The organism is Actinoplanes sp. NPDC048791, assembly GCF_040650095.1.
Taxonomy (GTDB): Bacteria; Actinomycetota; Actinomycetes; order Mycobacteriales; family Micromonosporaceae; genus Actinoplanes.
The window spans coordinates 1-16,177 of sequence record NZ_JBEZGQ010000080.1 but is presented as its reverse complement, the minus strand read 5'-3'; the positions used below and the strand labels follow the sequence as shown (position 1 = coordinate 16,177).

Genomic DNA, 16,177 nt, shown 5'->3' with positions numbered 1-16,177 from the left:
CTGCTGAAGTGGGCGCCGCCGCACGAACGGCGAGAAGCGCGGCGGGCGGCGGGCCGCGATGTCCTCGACCCAGCCCAGGGCGAGCACGATCACCGCGAGCGTGGTCAGCGCGATGGTGAAGTCGACCGCGCTCTCCAGGCCCTGGGTGGGGATGCGCCAGAGCTTCAGCGGGTCGAAGAGGTAGACCGCGACGGTGATGGCCACGTTGTGCCACAGGTAGATCGTCACTGCCCGGTTGTTCACCATCGACACGAAGCCGTCCAGCGGCCGGGCCCGGGCGAGCCAGTCCATCCGCGGCGCCCAGCGCAGCAGGGCCAGCACAAAACCGATGGAGAAGACCGCGTACGCGACCGGCAGGCCGGTCAGGTCCATCCCGGTGTCCGCCGGATGCAGGTACGCCCAGCCGAGCCCACCGGCGACGCAGGCGGCGGCCAGTCCCAGCACCACGGCCGGCCGGAGTTTGGCCAGGTCGCCTTCGCGGTGGGCGAAGCCGAGGATCCAGCAGGAGCCGAAGGCCAGCACGTTCTGCACCACCCAGCCGGCGGTCGTGCCGAAAGTGTCCGGGTAGGCGGTCAGCAGCATCAGCCCGAACAGCGGCAGCAGCACGGTCGGCAGGTTCCACCGGCGGTAGAGGCTCAGCAGCAGCGGCGACAGCAGGACCAGCCACAGGTAGGTGACCAGGTACCAGAGCACGCCCGCGGCCGGGTAGCCGAACTCGCTGGCCGGCGGATCCGCAATCGGCAGGATCCAGAGCAGCAGGTGCGGCCAGGACGGCCGGTCCGGCCAGCCGTGCTGGATCATCACCGGTACGGCGATGAGCGCCATCACCCACAGCGCGGGCAGCAACCGGCGCACCCGGCTGCGCACCGCCCGGGTCGCCGACCGGTCCAGTGACTTGACCATGAGCGAGCCGCCGAGCGCGAACATCACCCCCATCGAGGGGAAGACGAGTTCGAGCGCGGCGAGCGGGAAGGCGTGGAACAGCACCACCCGGATGATCGCGACAGCACGCAGCGTGTCGAAGTATCGATCCCGGCCGGCGGTGATGGTGTCCGTCACAACGCCTCCAGCAGCCACTATCAGCTCCGGCCGTCCGGACCGGAGACTACAGACAGTAGTATTTCTGCCGGTCTTCGCAGCGGTCCGAACGGTTGGTCCGGGCCGCCGATCCGCTCGGTGGGGCCGGACCGGTCGGCGTGTGCCGGGGCGGCCGCGCCGGGCGGTGTCGATGTCATAATTGCCGCCTGAGCCGCCAGATCGCCTCCGGCCCACCGTTCTCGCCGACAGTTCGGAGCACCATGCCCGCATCCCGGTCCGCCGACGGCGCCGTCGACGAATCGACCGCCCGCCGGCCGACGCTCACCCAGGTGGCCGCCCTCGCCGGCGTGAGCCTCAAGACGGCGTCGCGGGCGCTCAACAGCGAGCCGAACGTCGCCGAGGACACCGGACGCCGGGTCCGCGACGCAGCCGACCAGCTCGGCTACCGCCTCAACGGCATCGCGCGCGAGCTGCGCCGGGGCGCCACCTCGGCGCTGGTGGCGCTGATCAGCGGCGACCTGACCAACCCGTTCTACTCGGCCGTGGCCAGCGGGATCGAGCGCGAGCTGCGCCAGCACGGGCTGCAGCTGGTGACGGCCAACAACGACGAGGATCCGACGCTGGAACGGGAGCTGATCGACACGTTCCTGGAGCGGCGGGTACGGGCGCTGCTGATCGTGCCGAGCGCGGACCGCCACGAGTATCTGGCCATCGAGGGCAGCCGCGGGGTGCCGTTCGTCTTCCTGGACCGGCCGCCGGACGGCATCGACGCCGACGTGGTGGTCATCGACAACGCGGGCGGCGCCCGGGCCGGCGCCGAGCACCTGCTCCGGGGCGGCCACCGGCGGATCGCCCTGGTGGCCGACCTGGCCCGGACGGTGCCGCAGCGCAAGCGCATCGAGGGCTTCCGGGCGGCCATGAACGCGGCCGGCAACGACGAATGGGAGCGGTATCTGCGCACCGACGTGCACGACGTACGCCGGGCCGAGGAGACGGTACGCGAGCTGCTGGCGCTGGACCCGGCGCCCACCGCGCTGTTCACCACGAACAACCGGCTGACCACCGGCGCGCTGCGGGCGCTCAAGGACCGGCCGGATCCGCCCGCGCTGATCGGCTTCGACGACTTCGACCTGGCCGAGGTCATCGGCACGACGGTGGTGGCGCACGATGCGGTGGCGATGGGCCGGGAGGCGGCCCGGCTGGCCCACGAACGGATCAGCGGCCACTCCGGCCCGGCCCGCTCGATCGTCATCTCGACCTCGGTCATCCCCCGCGGCAGCGGCGAACGCCCACCCCGCTGAGCGTGCCGGTCACCCTGCTCACGTGTGGGGGATCGTCATCCTGCGCTGGTGATGCGGCGACCCCGGCGGCTCCCCTAGAGTGCTGCTTGTGACGTTGGAGATCGAGCGGACGCCGCTGTCGCGCGTCGACGTCGGGCTCCCGTCGGAGGGTGAGCTGCGCGCCGAGCGCCGGGCCGCCCGGGTGCGCTCCGAGGTCGCGCTCAAGGTCACCCTGGTCACCCTCATCTGGCTGGTCTCGGTGTCGCTGCTGGTCGGCTGGGGCGTCACCGGACCCGAACGGCAGCCGGGCACCCTGCTGCTGGCCGCGCTGGCCGCTGTCGTGGGGCCGTTCGTCGGCGCTGTCATCGCCACCCGGCACGGCCAGTTCTTCCTCGGCGGCGTGTACGTGGTGCTGACCCTGGCGATGGTGCTTCCCGCCCTGAGCCTGGTCCGGGCAGGATGAGGCCATGGCGGACAAAGAGGAACGGGCCGGCGTACCCCTGACGAACCTGGACCAGGAGCTCTTCCCCGGCGCCGGGGCGACCAAGCGGGACCTGGTCGACTACCTGGACGCGGTCCGCGATCCGGTCCTGGCCGTCCTGCGCGATCGGCCGCTCTCGGTGATCCGGGTGCTGCGCGGCCAGGACAAGTTCATGCAGAAGAACCTGCCGAAATACACGCCGGAATGGGTGCCGCGGACCGCCGTGTGGGCCGAGGCGTCACACCGCGAGGTGCAGTACGCCCTCTGCAACGACCGCCGCACGCTGCTCTGGTTCGCCAACCAGCGCGCGGTCGAATACCACCCCACCCTCATGACCGTGGCCGACCGCGACCACCCGACCCACCTGATCATGGACCTGGACCCGCCCGAGGGCGCCGGCTTCGACGTGGTCATCCGGGCCGCCCACCTGGTCCGCCGGGCGCTGGCCGACGCGGGCATGGCCGGCGCGGTCAAGACCAGCGGGTCCAAGGGCGTGCACATCTTCGTGCCGCTCGACGGCAGCGCCGCGACCGTGGACGTGGCCGCCGCGACCCGGGCTGTCGCGGCGCGCGCCGAGCGCCTCGATCCGGAGCTGGCAACGACGGCGTTCATCCGCGAGGACCGGCACGGCAAGGTTTTCCTCGACGCGACCCGGGCGGGCGGCGCGACTGTGGTGGCGGCGTACAGCCCGCGGGTGCGGCCGGGGTTGCCGGTGTCGTTCCCGGTGGGCTGGGACGTGCTCGACGACGTGACACCGGCCGACTTCACCGTACGGACGGCGCCGGAGCTGCTGAACGGCAGTGACCCGTGGGCGGCGCACATGCCGGCGCCGCAGCCGCTGGATCCGGGGCTGGTCGCCGAGGGACACACCATCCCGGTCGCCCGGGTGGCCGCCATGCACGAGGGCAAACGCCGGGCCCGCGCGAAGCGGGAAGTCGAGGGTTAGCCGGCCAGGTCGCGCCAGAAGGCGACGGTGGGGCGGCCCGCTTCCAGGGGTTCGCCGCCGAACTCGTGGCGGATGTAGGTCGTCAGGTCGGCGCCGTAGCTGATGATGTCGGTCTGCATCACCGACAGCACCGGGTGCCCGTAGGCGCCGCGGCCCGCCGGCAGATACCGGTGGGAGTAGACGGGCACGAGCCGCGGGACGGTCATCAGGAACCGGCGGGCGACCGTGACGGCGTCGGCGTTCCCGGCCGGTTGCGGACCCCAGCCCTCGTACCAGAAGCCGTTCTCGGCGACGTCGAAGAGCACGCCCTCGACCGGCATCGCCAGCTTCTCGCGGAGCTGGGCGCGGTCGCCGTCCCGCCAGTCCGGCCAGCCGCGACCGTACGGCAGGCCGGCGGCCAGGAAGGCGCGGTGGTCGTCGGCGAACGAGAAGCCGAACTCCTGCTCCACGCCGGCCAGCTCGGAGTCGGTGAGCCCGGGCCGGACCTGGAAACGGCCGTACGCGGCGAGCACGGCGGCGGCGGTGCCTTCGTCGATCACGCGGGTCAGCCTAGGGCGACATACGGCGATCGGTGTAGCCCCGTACTCGAAGGGAGTCGCCGCGGGAGACGGCGCCGGGACGACGCGGCCGGGCCCCCGCCGAGCCTAATTTTCCCCCATGACCGAGACCATGAGACAGCAACTGTGCCTGATCGCAGCGGGGGTGGGTGCGCTGGCCGCACTGGCCGCGCTGGACGTCGTCGCGGGACCGAGACTGGGGATCGCCGACCATGAGACGCTCATCTCGTTGACCCGGCGGCTCGCCCTGTGGATGACGGCGGCCTGCTTCAGCTTCGTGGCGCTGCGGCCGCTGCGACCGACGACGGGGACGGGACGGTGATCGCCATGCCACGCTCGCTGCCCTGGGTGGCCGCCGCTCTGACGCTGGTCGGTGTCCCCGCCGGACTCGCCGTCACCGGTGGCAACCTGCAGGCCGTCATGACCGCCACAGTGGCGGTGTGGCTCGCCGCGCTGATGCTCTTCGTCCGGCGTTGGCCCCTGACCGTCCTGATCGTCGCCGTCCTGACCGTCGTGGCCTGGCGTTCGTCGGACCTGATCGGCAGCGGCTGGGCCTGGCCGGCCACGGCGGCCTTCGCCGCAATGGCCCTGGCCGGGCGGCTGCGCACGGCCGCGGTGGCCGGGGCGCTGACTCTGTCGTACGGGCTGGTCTGGGACGCCTTCGTCGAGCGGTACGACTCCGACCGAGTTCTCGGGCAGCTCGGCGGGGAGGCCCTGTGGCTGGCCGCGGTGCTCGCCGCCGCCCTCGCGTACCGGAGCACCCGCCGCTGGCAGGACGAGGTCGCCGCCCGGCTGGAGCAGTCCCTGCACGAGCAGGAGCTGGAGGCGCTGCGGCGGCGGGCCGAGGAACGCGTCGGCATCGCCCGCGACCTGCACGACGTCGTGTCACACACGCTGGCCGTGGTCGGTGTGCACCTCAACGTGGCGCTGGACGCCTTCGACGAGGAGCCGGAGGAGGCCCGCGACGCGTTGCGGCTGGCCCAGGACGTCCGGGGCCGGGCCATGAGCGACCTGAAGTCACTCGTGGACGTGCTGCGTGAGGGCAACCGGATCGAGACCCCGGCCGCCGGGCTGGAGGGCCTGGCCGGGCTCACCGACCAGGTACGGGCGGCCGGGATCGAGGTGACCGTCACCGAGCTGGGCGAACGCGCCGAGGTGCCGGCGCCGGTCGCGACGGCGGTCTACCGCGTGGTGCAGGAGGCTCTCACGAACACGGTCCGCCATGCCCGGGCCACCCGGGTCACGGTGACCCTGCACTACACCCCGGCGAGTGTCACGGTGGAGGTCACCGACGACGGCGCCGGCGAGGCGACGAGCACGGAGGGACACGGGATCATGGGGATGCGCGAACGGGTCGCGGCGCTGGGTGGCGCCCTGACCGCGGGAGCCGGACCGGCCGGCGGCTTCACCGTCCGCGCGATGATCCCGATCGCGGCCTGACATGCCCGTCTCCGTGTTGCTCGCCGACGATCAGCACCTGGTCCGGGCCGGCTTCCGCAGCCTGCTCAAGCGCGACCGGGAGATCGTGATCGCCGGCGAGGCCGCCACCGGGGACGAGGCCGTGCGGACCGCTCGCGCACTGCGCCCGGACGTGGTGCTGATGGACATCCGGATGCCCGGACTGGACGGGATCGCCGCCACCCGGCGGATCATGGCCGATCCGGAGCTGCGGGACTGCCGGGTGATCATCCTGACCACGTTCGAGACCGACGAGTACGTCTTCGCGGCGCTGGAGGCGGGGGCGAGCGGTTTCCTCACCAAGGAGATCGACCCGGAGGGGCTGCGGCACGCCGTCCGGGTGGTGGCGGCCGGCGAGGCGCTGCTCTCCCCCAGCGTCACCCGGCGGGTCATCAAGCAGTTCGCCCACCGGCCGGCCCCGGCGCCGGCCGGTGGGGCACGGCTGGCCGCGCTGACCACCCGCGAGCGGGAGGTGGTCACCCTGGTCGCCTCGGGACTGTCCAACGAGGACATCGCACGGGAGCTGGTGATCAGCCCGCTGACCGCCAAGACCCACATCACCCGGGCGATCACCAAGCTGGGCGTCCGGGACCGGGTGCAGCTGGTGATCCTCGCGTACGAGGAGGGGCTGGTGGGCCGCTGATGCGCCGGATCGTCGTGTACGGGGTCACCGGGTCGGGCAAGTCGACGCTGGCGGCGCGGATCGGGCAGCGGCTGGGGGTGCCGTACCACTCGGTGGACGACCTCACCTGGGAGCCCGGCTGGGTCCAGGTGCCGGACGAGGTGCAGCGGGAGCGGATCGCGGCCATCTGCGCCTCCGATGCCTGGGTGCTCGACTCGGCGTACGGCCAGTGGCGGGACGTGCCGCTGGCCCGGGCCGACCTGGTGGTGGGCCTGGACCTCCCGCGCTGGCGTTCGCTGGGCCGGCTGCTGCGGCGCACCGCGCGCCGGGTCGTGCTGCGGACCGAGATCTGCAACGGCAACCGGGAGCGGGTGCGCAACCTGGTCCTGTCCACCGACAACATCGTGGTCTGGCACTTCCGGTCGTTCGCGCGCAAGCGGCAGCGGATGCGGGACTGGCACGCCGACCCGGCGATGCCGCCGGTGGTGCTGTTGCGCTCGCCGGCCGAGGTGGAGCGCTGGCTGGCGGGCCTGCGCTGACATCGATGTCAATCGGAGGGCGCCGAACCCTTGCGGATCGAGAGACTTGCACGTGACGATGTGTCGCGAATGTTTCACGGCCCCGAGAAGGAGACGGCATGCACCGGCCACGATGGGGTGTCGCCCTGTTATCCGTCACATTGATCGCCGCGGCAGCGGCAGTCGCCACGGGCGGGGCGGCCGCGGCGGCCGCCGCCACCTCGTTCCGATCGTCGTTCGAGACCGACGACCCGCAACCCACCTGGACCGACACGGTCGACGCGGCAGCCGGCAGCGGCGGCGTCGACGGCACCGTGGTCGTCGGCATGCCGGGCAGCCTGCGCGGGCACGTCACCGGCATCGCGGTCAACGCCGAGCCGAACAGCAACGAGGGCCGCAACAACCTCAACGACGGCGACTCGGCCACCAAGTGGCTGGTCGACACCCCGACGAGCTGGGCCCAGTACACGCTGGACGCCCCGGCCGAGGTCATCAAGTACGCGCTGACCTCCGCCAACGACGCTCCCGAGCGCGACCCGCGGGACTGGACGCTGCAGGGCTCTACCGACGGCAGCACCTGGACCACGGTCGACACGCAGACCGGGCAGACCTTCACCGAGCGCTTCCAGACCAAGACCTACACCGTCGCCGACCCGGGCTCGTTCGGAATCTACCGGCTCAATATCACCGGGCACCCGTCCGGCAACCTCACCCAGCTCGCCGACCTGGAGCTGGCCGACGCCAACGTGACGCCGCCGCCGACCGGTCCGATGCAGAGCCGGGTCGGCCCGGGCCCGGCCAGCTCCCCCACCGCCAAGGCGGGCGTGGGCTTCACCGGGCTCAAGGCGTTCCAGATCGCCGGGCGGCACACCGCCGAGGGCCGCGGGCACTCCGCCAACAAGGTCTTCGACGTCGACGTGACGGTCACCGCCGACACCGAGCTGTCGTACCTGGTGCTGCCCGAGTTCAACCGCGAGGACCTGTCCAACCCGGCCACGTACACCGCGGTCGACCTGGCCTTCACCGACGGCACCTTCCTGTCCGACCTCAAGGCCGTCGACCAGAACGGCACCGTGGTCAGCGCGGCCGCGCAGGGCGCGTCGCAGACGCTCTACACCGCGCAGTGGAACAAGCGGACCGCGCGGATCGGCAAGGTCGCGGCGGGCAAGACCGTCGACCGGATCCTGATCACGTACGACAAGCCGTCCGGTCCCACCAGCTTCCGGGCCTGGTACGACGACATCGCGCTCGCCGAGGTCGCCCCGGCCAGGCCCAAGCAGCACCTCGCCGAGTACGCCGAGACGCGCCGCGGCACGATGTCCTCGGGCGACTTCTCCCGGGGCAACAACTTCCCGGCCACCGCGGTCCCGCACGGTTTCAACTTCTGGACCCCGGTCACCAACGCCGGCACCACCAGCTGGCTGTACGAGTACCACCGCCAGAACAACGCGGCGAACCGGCCGACCCTGCAGGCCTTCTCCGCCAGCCACGAGCCCAGCCCGTGGATGGGTGACCGGCAGACGTTCCAGGTGATGCCGAGCGTCGCGGCCGGCGTACCGGATGCCGACCGGGCCAACCGCGCGCTGGCCTTCGGTCACGAGAACGAGACCGCCAAGCCATACTACTACGGCGTCACCTTCGACAACGGGCTCAAGACCGAGATCGCGCCGACCGACCACGCCGCGCTGATGCAGTTCACCTTCACCGGCGACAACGGCAACCTGATCCTGGACAACGTCGACAACCGGTCCGGGCTGACCATCGACGCGGCCGGCCAGGCGGTCTCGGGCTGGTCGGACGTGAACAGCGGCGGCCTGTCCGCGGGCTTCACCCGGATGTTCATGTACGCCACCGTCGACGCCCCGGTCACGGCGAGCGGCATGCTGCCCACCGGCAACCGGCCGTCCACCGGCTACCTCAAGTTCGACACCGCGGAGAACAAGACGGTCCGGATGCGGATCGCCACCTCGCTGATCAGTGTCGAGCAGGCCAAGCACAACCTGGACCTGGAGATCGCGGCCGACGCGACGCTCGCCTCGGTCCGGGACAAGGCCCGCGACCTGTGGGACGCCAAGATGCACACCGTCGAGGTCGAGGGCGCGTCCGAGGATCAGCTCGTCACGCTCTACTCGAACCTGTACCGGCTGTTCCTCTATCCCAACTCGGGCTTCGAGAACACCGGCAGCAACGACGAGCCGGTCTACAAGCACACCGTGCAGTCCGCGGTGACCAGCCCGGCCAGCTCGCCGACGCAGACCGGGGCGCCGATCAAGGACGGCAAGGTCTACGTCAACAACGGCTTCTGGGACACGTACCGCACGACGTGGCCGGCGTACTCGCTGCTGACGCCGAAGCAGGCCGGGGAGATGGTGGACGGGTTCGTCCAGCAGTTCCGCGACGGCGGCTGGATCTCGCGCTGGTCGGCGCCGGGCTACGCCAACCTGATGGTCGGCACCAGCTCGGATGTGGCTTTCGCGGACGCGTACCTCAAGGGGGTGCCCGGCATCGACGCCGAGACGGCGTACCGGGCCGCGGTGAAGAACGCGACGGTCACGCCGCCGAACGCCAACGTCGGCCGCAAGGGCCTGGCCAGCTCGATCTTCAAGGGCTACACGCCGAGCGACAGCACCGGCGAGGCGATGTCCTGGGCGATGGACGGCTACATCAACGACTACGGCATCGCCAACATGGCCGAGGCGCTGGCCAAGAAGGGCGGCCCAAAGGCGAAGGAGTACGCCGAGCAGGCCGAGTACTTCCGCAACCGCGCCCAGAACTACATCAACATGTTCGACCCGTCGGTGGACTTCTTCCAGGGCAAGGACTCCGCGGGCAACTGGCGCAACTCGCCGGCCTCGTACGACCCGCGGGTCTGGGGTTACGACTACACCGAGACCGACGGCTGGAACATGGCGTTCCACGTGCCGCAGGACGGGCAGGGCCTGGCCAACCTGTACGGCGGTCGCGACGGCCTGGCCAAGAAGCTCGACAAGTTCTTCACCACACCCGAGACGGCCACCTTCTACGGCTCGTACGGCGGCCCGATCCACGAGATGTACGAGGCCCGCGACGTCCGGATGGGTCAGTGGGGCTTCAGCAACCAGCCGTCGCACCACATCCCCTACATGTACGACTACGCGGGTCAGCCGTACAAGGCGCAGAAGCTGGTCCGCGAGGCCATGTCCCGGCTGTACCTGGGCAGCGAGATCGGCCAGGGCTACCCGGGCGACGAGGACAACGGCGAGATGAGCGCCTGGCAGGTGTTCAGCGCGCTCGGCTTCTACCCGTTGCAGATGGGCAACCCCGCGTACGCGATCGGCTCGCCGCTGTTCACCAAGGCGACGGTCAACCTGGAGAACGGCAAGAAGATCGTCGTCAACGCCCCCGGCAACAGCCGCAGCAAGGTCTACGTGCAGTCGCTGAAGGTCAACGGCAAGGCGTACAACTCCACGTCGCTGCCGCACTCGCTGCTGGCCGACGGCGCCCGGCTCGACTTCACCATGGGCTCGTCGCCGTCGAAGTGGGGCACCGGCAAGGACGCCGCCCCGGAATCGCTCACCTCGGGCGACGCGGTGCCGAACCCGTTGCGGGACCTGACCGGCCCGGGCCGCGGCACGGCGTCGGACCCGGCCCTGGTCGACGACACCTCCACCACCCAGGCCACGCTCGCCGACGGCTGGCAGTACCAGTTCGCCTCCGCCGGTGAACAGGCCGCCTACTACACGCTCACCTCGAGCACCGTGGCCGAGCAGGACCCGGCCTCGTGGACGCTGAAGGGCTCCTACGACGGCACCACGTGGACCACGATCGACCAGCGCAAGGACCAGACGTTCGAGTGGCGCCGGCAGACCCGGCCCTTCAAGATCGCCAACCCGGGCCGGTACGCGTACTACCGGCTCGACGTCGCCGCGGGCACCACACTGGCCGAGGTGGAACTGCTCGGCGTCCCGGCCCCCGCCTGCACCACGACGATCGCGGACAAGGTCGTCGGCGCGGTGTCGGTCCGGTCGGGGGTCACCTGCGTCAAGGCCGGAGCCCAGATCACCGGCCTGGTGACGGTCTCCAAGGGCGCCTCGCTCTACGCCACCGGCGCGACCCTGCGCGCGGCGGTGACGGCCACCGGAGCGGGCACGGTCTCGCTGCTCAACACCACGGTCAGCGGACCGCTCACCGTCACCGGATCAGGCCCGGTCGGCCTGGAGAACTCGACCCTGAAGAGCGCGGTGACCCTGCTGAACAACAAGACAGCCACGGTCGTCGCGGGCAACACGGTCGGCGGGCCGCTCACCTGCTCCGGCAACAAGCCGGCGCCGGTGAACAACGGCCTGGCCAACAAGGTCAGCGGGATACGGATCGGCCAGTGCGGCAAGCTCTGACCTGACCACGCCCGGCAGCCGCTCCCTCCCGCGTGGAGGGGGCGGCTGCTCTACATTCAGGGCATGTCCGATGATCTGTGGGCCGTCGTCGCCGCGGCCGATCTGTGCACCCTCGCCACTATCAAGCGCGACGGCCGGCCCCAGCTGTCCGATGTGAACTACGCGGCCGACGACAAGACCCGGGTGCTGCGGGTGTCGACCCGCGAGACGCTGGCCAAGGTGCACAACCTGCGGCGCGACCCGCGCGGCAGCCTGCGGGTGCCCGGCCCTGGCGGAGGCGGCTACGTCGTCGCGGACGTGCACGCCACGTTCTCCGCGCCGTCAGCCGAGGAACACGACGCCACGGTCGAGGAGCTCGTCGAGGTCTACCGGTTGATCCGCCGCGAGGAGCACCCGGACTGGGACGACTACCGGCGGGCCATGGTCGCCGACGGCCGGATCGTCCTGAGCCTGCACGTCGAACGCCTCTACGGGTGGGTGATGTAGTCATGGCCCGGATCATGGACATCGTCTTCGACTGCGAGCACGCGCCCGCGCTGGCCCGCTGGTGGGTGCAGGTGCTCGAGGGGTACAACGTCGCGCCGTACGGGCCGGACGATCCGGATCCCGACGAGGACCCGACGGTGCTGGTGCTGCCCGGGCCGGAGGGCGGGCCGCGGCTGTGGTTCACCCAGGTGCCCGAGCACAAGACCGTGAAGAACCGCGTACACCTGGACCTGAACGCCGAGGACCCGGTCGCCGAGCTGGCCCGGCTGACCGGCCTCGGCGCCCGGGTCCTGTGGGAGACCGACGGGCTCACTGTGCTGGCCGACCCCGAAGGGAACGAGTTCTGCCTGGACAAGGACTAGGCGGGCGCTCCGGGATCGCCCATGACGAGCAGGGCCAGTTGCTCCCGCGCCGGGTTGTCGCGCCGGTCGGCGAGGTCCCATCTGATGGCTCCCATCAGTGAACCGGCCAGTTCCCGGCGGTCCTGCGCCCGCCCCGTCACCGTGGTCAGCATGGCCACCAGCGTCGACTGGTTCCGTTCGACGTCATCGGCCGTGACCGACGACAAGATGCGGTGCAGGTTCGCGTCCGAGAACCGGGGCGCCTCCTCGCCGAGCTGTCTGATGAGCAGGTCACGTTGCCGCGGCAAGCTCGTGAGCGTGAGCGCCCACTCGTACTGCTTGGCGCGCAGGTCGCGCGGCTGCTCCGCTGCCGGCGCCAGCAGCAGCTGGAGGAACAGTGCCGCTTCGGAGACCAGAACCGGCTCGTCGTCGATCACGTGCAGGCCCGGCGTGCCCGCGTGCTGCCAGTACGGCATCAGGTCGTAGAGGCATTCGCGCACCTCATGTGCTGTCTGCACAAACGCCGACCGGCGCAGTGATCGGCCCATCCGGCTCTCGCCGCGGACGGACACGTCCGGTGCCATCCCCCGGGCGAGGGCTCCGGGCTTCCGGGTGACCGGACGGAGCTCCGGTGGCCAGGGCAGGGACTCGTAGACGCTGATGTCAGCGCCGTCCTCGACGCGTACCTCCAGGCGGGTGGGATCGGTGTCCAGCCGCCAGGCCACACGCAACGTCTGCCACATCCGCTTGCGATCTTCCGGATCGAGCTGGCTCTGCCACAGCAGCGCCTGCCGCCGCCAGTTGACCACGACCGGCTCACCGACCAGCTCCGCGGCGTCCACGGGACCGTCGTTGACCAGCACCACGAAGCAGACCAGATTCGCCGAGAAGGCGGCGTGCCGGGCGGCCAGGGGAATGCGCCGCGGCTCGTAGTCGCGCCGGGTCCAGGTCGGATGCGCGTAACCGGCGTCGGAAAGCAGTTCCAGAGCGAGCTCGCGGCAGAGCGCTCGCTGCCGGGGGCTCAGCCGGGTGAGCATCTCCCGGCAGAGTTCCCACAGGGGCGCGCGGCGGGTGATGGTGACGAAGGACGTGGCCGCATGGAGCGGACCCGGATCGATGACTCCCCGGCGGCGTCGCTGATGGACGCGTTCCTCCGCCAGATCGAGCAGCTCGGCGACGATCTGCCGGGCGGCCAGGAATTCACCGAAGGTGGCGTGCAGGAACTCGAAGCTGCGTTCCGGGCCGGCGGTGTCCCGGGTGGCCCGGGACTCATGGATGAAGAAGAAACGACCGACCATCAGCTGACCGGCGGTCAGGGCCCGGTTCGCCGAACCATCGCGGGCCGGCCGGAGGTCGGTGTCCGACAGCAGATGCGGCAGGTCGGCGTTCAGCTCGGCCTCGAGGATCACGTCGCCGCCCCGGTTGAGCGTCGCCACGGCGACCGCGCCCAGCCTGCGCCACTCCGCGTTGATCTCATCCGCCCGCTGATCGTCACTGCGGCCGTGGCGATCCTTGTCCACTTCCCTCTCGACGAAGTCGGAGAAGAGCCGCTCATAGAGGTCGACCCGGTGCAGGCCACCGTCCGCGGACTGCAGGGCGTTCACTCCGGCGTCATAGAGGGCGAGCAGCAGGAGCAGCAGCGGCTGACTGGCGAGTTCCCCGTGGGCCAGGGCTGTGCCGACCGGTAACTGTTTCAGCCCACGGGCCGCGAGGCCGGCGGCGTTGTGCGCGTTCCACACGTCGAGCCAGGTCCGGACCTGCGTTTCGTTGAAGGGTTCGAGGCGCAGGACCACCGTGTCCCGGGGGAAGCGGGCCCGGTCGGCGACCACTGTGCGGCTGGTGACCAGCACCGCGACCGGCCGGTCCAGTTCCCGCTCCCGCTGCTGGAACAGGTGGATCTGCTCGAGGTAGTCGGCCCTGTTCATGCCGGTGGCCTGCAGCAGCTCGTCGAAGCCGTCCAGGACGACGACCGGGAACGCAGCGCCGGCCCGGCGGGCGAGGTCGGGCCACGAGACGTGCTCGCCGAGCATCTGCAGCAGAGCCTGTTCGATCTGGGCCTGGATCGAAGAGTCGGCGGGCACGTTGCGCAGCTCGACCCGGACGACGAGAAAGTCCGCCGGAGGCAGCCGGGCGGCCAGGATTCTCGTCAGCGCCGACTTGCCGGACCCCGGCTGACCGAGCACCACGAGCGGGCGCGCCACAGCCCCCGGAGTGACGAGGTGGGCCAGCAGAAAACCGTGGACGTCCTCGACTCCGACGGCGTCGTCCCACCAGCTCTCGGTGGCCGGCAGATCGGCCGGTCCGGCCACCGCGACCCGGCCGTGCGGGTTGACGTAACCGTCGTCCAGGCTGGGCAGCACCACGTGCGCCGGGGCATGGGCGGAGGCGAGTATCGCGCTGTCCAGCCCGGCCCGATAGCGCTTGCCCAGTCCGGCCAGCACCGCGTCGACGGCCCCGGCACCCGGCAGGGACCGCAGCTCGTCGAGGCGTGCGGACAGGTTGGTCATCGCGTCGTGCAGCACGGTCCGGGTGGCCTGGGCCTCGACCATGCCGGCCCACACCCCGAACTCGGGCGCCTGCACACTCAGCGCCCGGTACGCCTCGGTGTACCGGCGCACGGCCATCCGGCGCACCTGACCCTCGACAGCCGCCACGATCTCGTCGCGTCCGTCCTCGAAGGCGACCAGTCCGGCGAGGAAGTTCTGCACCGCGGTGGAGGCCGAGCCGAAGTACTCCGCGAGGTCCCAGAGAGTCTTCTCGAAGGGGCGGTGCGGTGCCGGCATGGGCGGCGGCGTGTCGATCAGGACCTGCACGAGTTCGCCGTACCGGGCGGTGACCGCTGTGGACGTGACGACCGCGACCTGCTCGCCGGCGGTCATCCGGGCCGCCGCCAGGTCCACGCCGGGCCGACCGGCCAGTGCGGCTTCCAAGGCCTCGTAGAAGGAGGTGACCACCACGATCGCGTGCGCCGCTTCGAGCCGCTGGGTGCGATCGAGACGACTGACGCCGGTCATCCGCTCCTGCAGTCCGGTCACGACGGTGTTGCCCCACCTGATGAGTTCGCCGCGCAACGCGAAGAAGTCGACGTCCGCCAGGGTGCCCATGGTCGCCGCGGCGGTGACCGCGCCACTCGCCGCGCCGAAGATCCTGATGAGAGGGTGTTCGGACGCGCCGAGCAGGCGAGCGGCATCGGCATAGCTGAGCGAGCGGGGACCCATTGCACGCACCGTAGTGCGCCGACTACTCCACGGCAATGTCTAGCTCAGCGTCACCGCGTAGAGGTGCAGTCGGGCGTCGTTCGGCAGGGTGATCGAGCGGATCTGCTTGCCCGCCGGCACCGGCAGGCTTACCCCGAAGAGGCTGACCGGCGGCCCGTCCACACCCTGACCCGCCTTGATCCGGTGCGGCATCGCCAGCACCGCGGTCGTGCCCGCGGACGCCGTCCCACACCAGTCCGCCACCGTCACCGTGGCCGGCGCGGAAGTGCCGTCCGCGTACCCGATCGTCAGCGCGGCCGTCACCGGCCCGTTGTGGGTCGTCGCGACCAGGTGGGCCGCCGTGTGGTTGCCGGTCGGCAGCAGCAGTGACTGGCCGCGGGCCGGCACGAAGTTCTTCGCCGTCCCGGTCGGGTCCGGCGCCTGGTATGTGACGCCGCCCCAGGTCACCGGGCCGGCCTTCGGCAGCAGGTCGGCGTCGTAGCTCCAGCCGCCGCCGTCGAAGTTGCCCTCCGCCGGGTCGGCGACGGTGGCCGTGCCGTCGAGGGTGCGTTCGGCACCCAGGTCGATCAGACACGCCGCGTCCGTCGTGCCGGCGCAGGTGAGCGGCTCCCGGACCGTGATGGTGACGGCCCGTTTCACCGTGGCGGTGCCGGGTGCGGAGACCAAGACCTCGATCGGGTACGCCCCCGCGGCTGTCCCGGCCGGCGCCTGCACGGTGAGCGTGGCGGTCATGCCGATCGGCAGGCGCCTGCTGAGCAGCACCTTGGGGTGCGGGGCGACCGTCGCCTTCCAGCCGGGCGGCGCGGTCGCCGTCACCCGGGGTGCGATCACGAGCGGCGCCTGGCCGACCACGTCGACC

At 71.2% G+C, this 16,177-nt stretch carries 13 protein-coding genes and 1 pseudogene; 10 read left to right on the top strand and 4 right to left on the bottom strand.

Features of this window, described 5'->3' with window-relative positions:
• The coding region (locus AB0C29_RS09160; RefSeq protein ID WP_360817444.1) for an acyltransferase at positions 1 to 1,059 on the bottom strand (1,059 nt) is incomplete at its 3' end.
• Between the two features lie 239 nt (positions 1,060 to 1,298).
• Here AB0C29_RS09160 and AB0C29_RS09155 point away from each other — a divergent pair.
• From AB0C29_RS09155 to AB0C29_RS09145, 3 genes are all read left to right on the top strand, one after another.
• Positions 1,299 to 2,339, top strand: a complete 1,041-nt coding sequence (locus AB0C29_RS09155; RefSeq protein ID WP_360817441.1) for a LacI family DNA-binding transcriptional regulator — start codon at positions 1,299 to 1,301, stop codon at positions 2,337 to 2,339.
• An 88-nt stretch (positions 2,340 to 2,427) separates the two neighbouring features.
• Positions 2,428 to 2,781, top strand: coding sequence for a hypothetical protein (locus tag AB0C29_RS09150; RefSeq protein WP_360552864.1), 354 nt, complete (start codon positions 2,428 to 2,430; stop codon positions 2,779 to 2,781).
• Positions 2,782 to 2,785: 4 nt separating this feature from the next.
• Positions 2,786 to 3,745 carry an ATP-dependent DNA ligase gene (locus tag AB0C29_RS09145; protein ID WP_360817438.1) on the top strand — a complete coding sequence of 320 codons (960 nt, stop codon included), beginning with the start codon at positions 2,786 to 2,788 and terminating at the stop codon, positions 3,743 to 3,745.
• Here AB0C29_RS09145 and AB0C29_RS09140 read toward each other — a convergent pair.
• Positions 3,742 to 4,284, bottom strand: a complete 543-nt coding sequence (locus AB0C29_RS09140; protein WP_360817435.1) for a hypothetical protein — start codon at positions 4,282 to 4,284, stop codon at positions 3,742 to 3,744. The genes AB0C29_RS09145 and AB0C29_RS09140 overlap by 4 nt on opposite strands.
• A gap of 118 nt (positions 4,285 to 4,402) precedes the next feature.
• Here AB0C29_RS09140 and AB0C29_RS09135 point away from each other — a divergent pair, with 118 nt between their 5' ends.
• From AB0C29_RS09135 to AB0C29_RS09105, 7 genes are all read left to right on the top strand, one after another.
• The gene (locus AB0C29_RS09135; protein WP_360817432.1) at positions 4,403 to 4,624 is read left to right on the top strand and encodes a hypothetical protein; all 222 of its coding nucleotides are present in this window, start codon (positions 4,403 to 4,405) and stop codon (positions 4,622 to 4,624) included.
• A 5-nt stretch (positions 4,625 to 4,629) separates the two neighbouring features.
• Positions 4,630 to 5,742, top strand: a complete 1,113-nt coding sequence (locus AB0C29_RS09130) for a sensor histidine kinase (RefSeq protein WP_360817429.1) — start codon at positions 4,630 to 4,632, stop codon at positions 5,740 to 5,742.
• A 1-nt stretch (position 5,743) separates the two neighbouring features.
• Positions 5,744 to 6,403 carry a response regulator transcription factor gene (locus AB0C29_RS09125; RefSeq protein ID WP_360817426.1) on the top strand — a complete coding sequence of 220 codons (660 nt, stop codon included), beginning with the start codon at positions 5,744 to 5,746 and terminating at the stop codon, positions 6,401 to 6,403.
• Positions 6,403 to 6,921, top strand: a complete 519-nt coding sequence (locus AB0C29_RS09120) for an adenylate kinase (protein ID WP_360817423.1) — start codon at positions 6,403 to 6,405, stop codon at positions 6,919 to 6,921. Before AB0C29_RS09125 ends, AB0C29_RS09120 begins: the two co-directional genes overlap by 1 nt.
• Before the next feature lie 98 nt (positions 6,922 to 7,019).
• Positions 7,020 to 11,273, top strand: coding sequence for a GH92 family glycosyl hydrolase (locus AB0C29_RS09115; protein WP_360817420.1), 4,254 nt, complete (start codon positions 7,020 to 7,022; stop codon positions 11,271 to 11,273).
• A 63-nt stretch (positions 11,274 to 11,336) separates the two neighbouring features.
• Complete coding sequence (locus tag AB0C29_RS09110; RefSeq protein ID WP_360817417.1) at positions 11,337 to 11,759, top strand: TIGR03618 family F420-dependent PPOX class oxidoreductase; 423 nt, start codon at positions 11,337 to 11,339, stop codon at positions 11,757 to 11,759.
• Positions 11,760 to 11,761: 2 nt separating this feature from the next.
• Positions 11,762 to 12,121 (top strand): VOC family protein, encoded by a 360-nt coding sequence (locus AB0C29_RS09105; protein WP_360817414.1) that lies wholly within the window; start codon positions 11,762 to 11,764, stop codon positions 12,119 to 12,121.
• Here the strand turns inward: AB0C29_RS09105 and AB0C29_RS09100 are convergent.
• On the bottom strand, positions 12,118 to 15,318 hold the full coding sequence (locus AB0C29_RS09100) for an NACHT domain-containing protein (protein WP_360817411.1): 3,201 nt from the start codon (positions 15,316 to 15,318) through the stop codon (positions 12,118 to 12,120). The two genes, AB0C29_RS09105 and AB0C29_RS09100, sit on opposite strands and share 4 nt — an antisense overlap.
• Positions 15,319 to 15,357: 39 nt before the next feature.
• Positions 15,358 to 16,177 (bottom strand): annotated as a pseudogene (locus AB0C29_RS09095) (glycoside hydrolase family 92 protein); the annotation flags it as partial.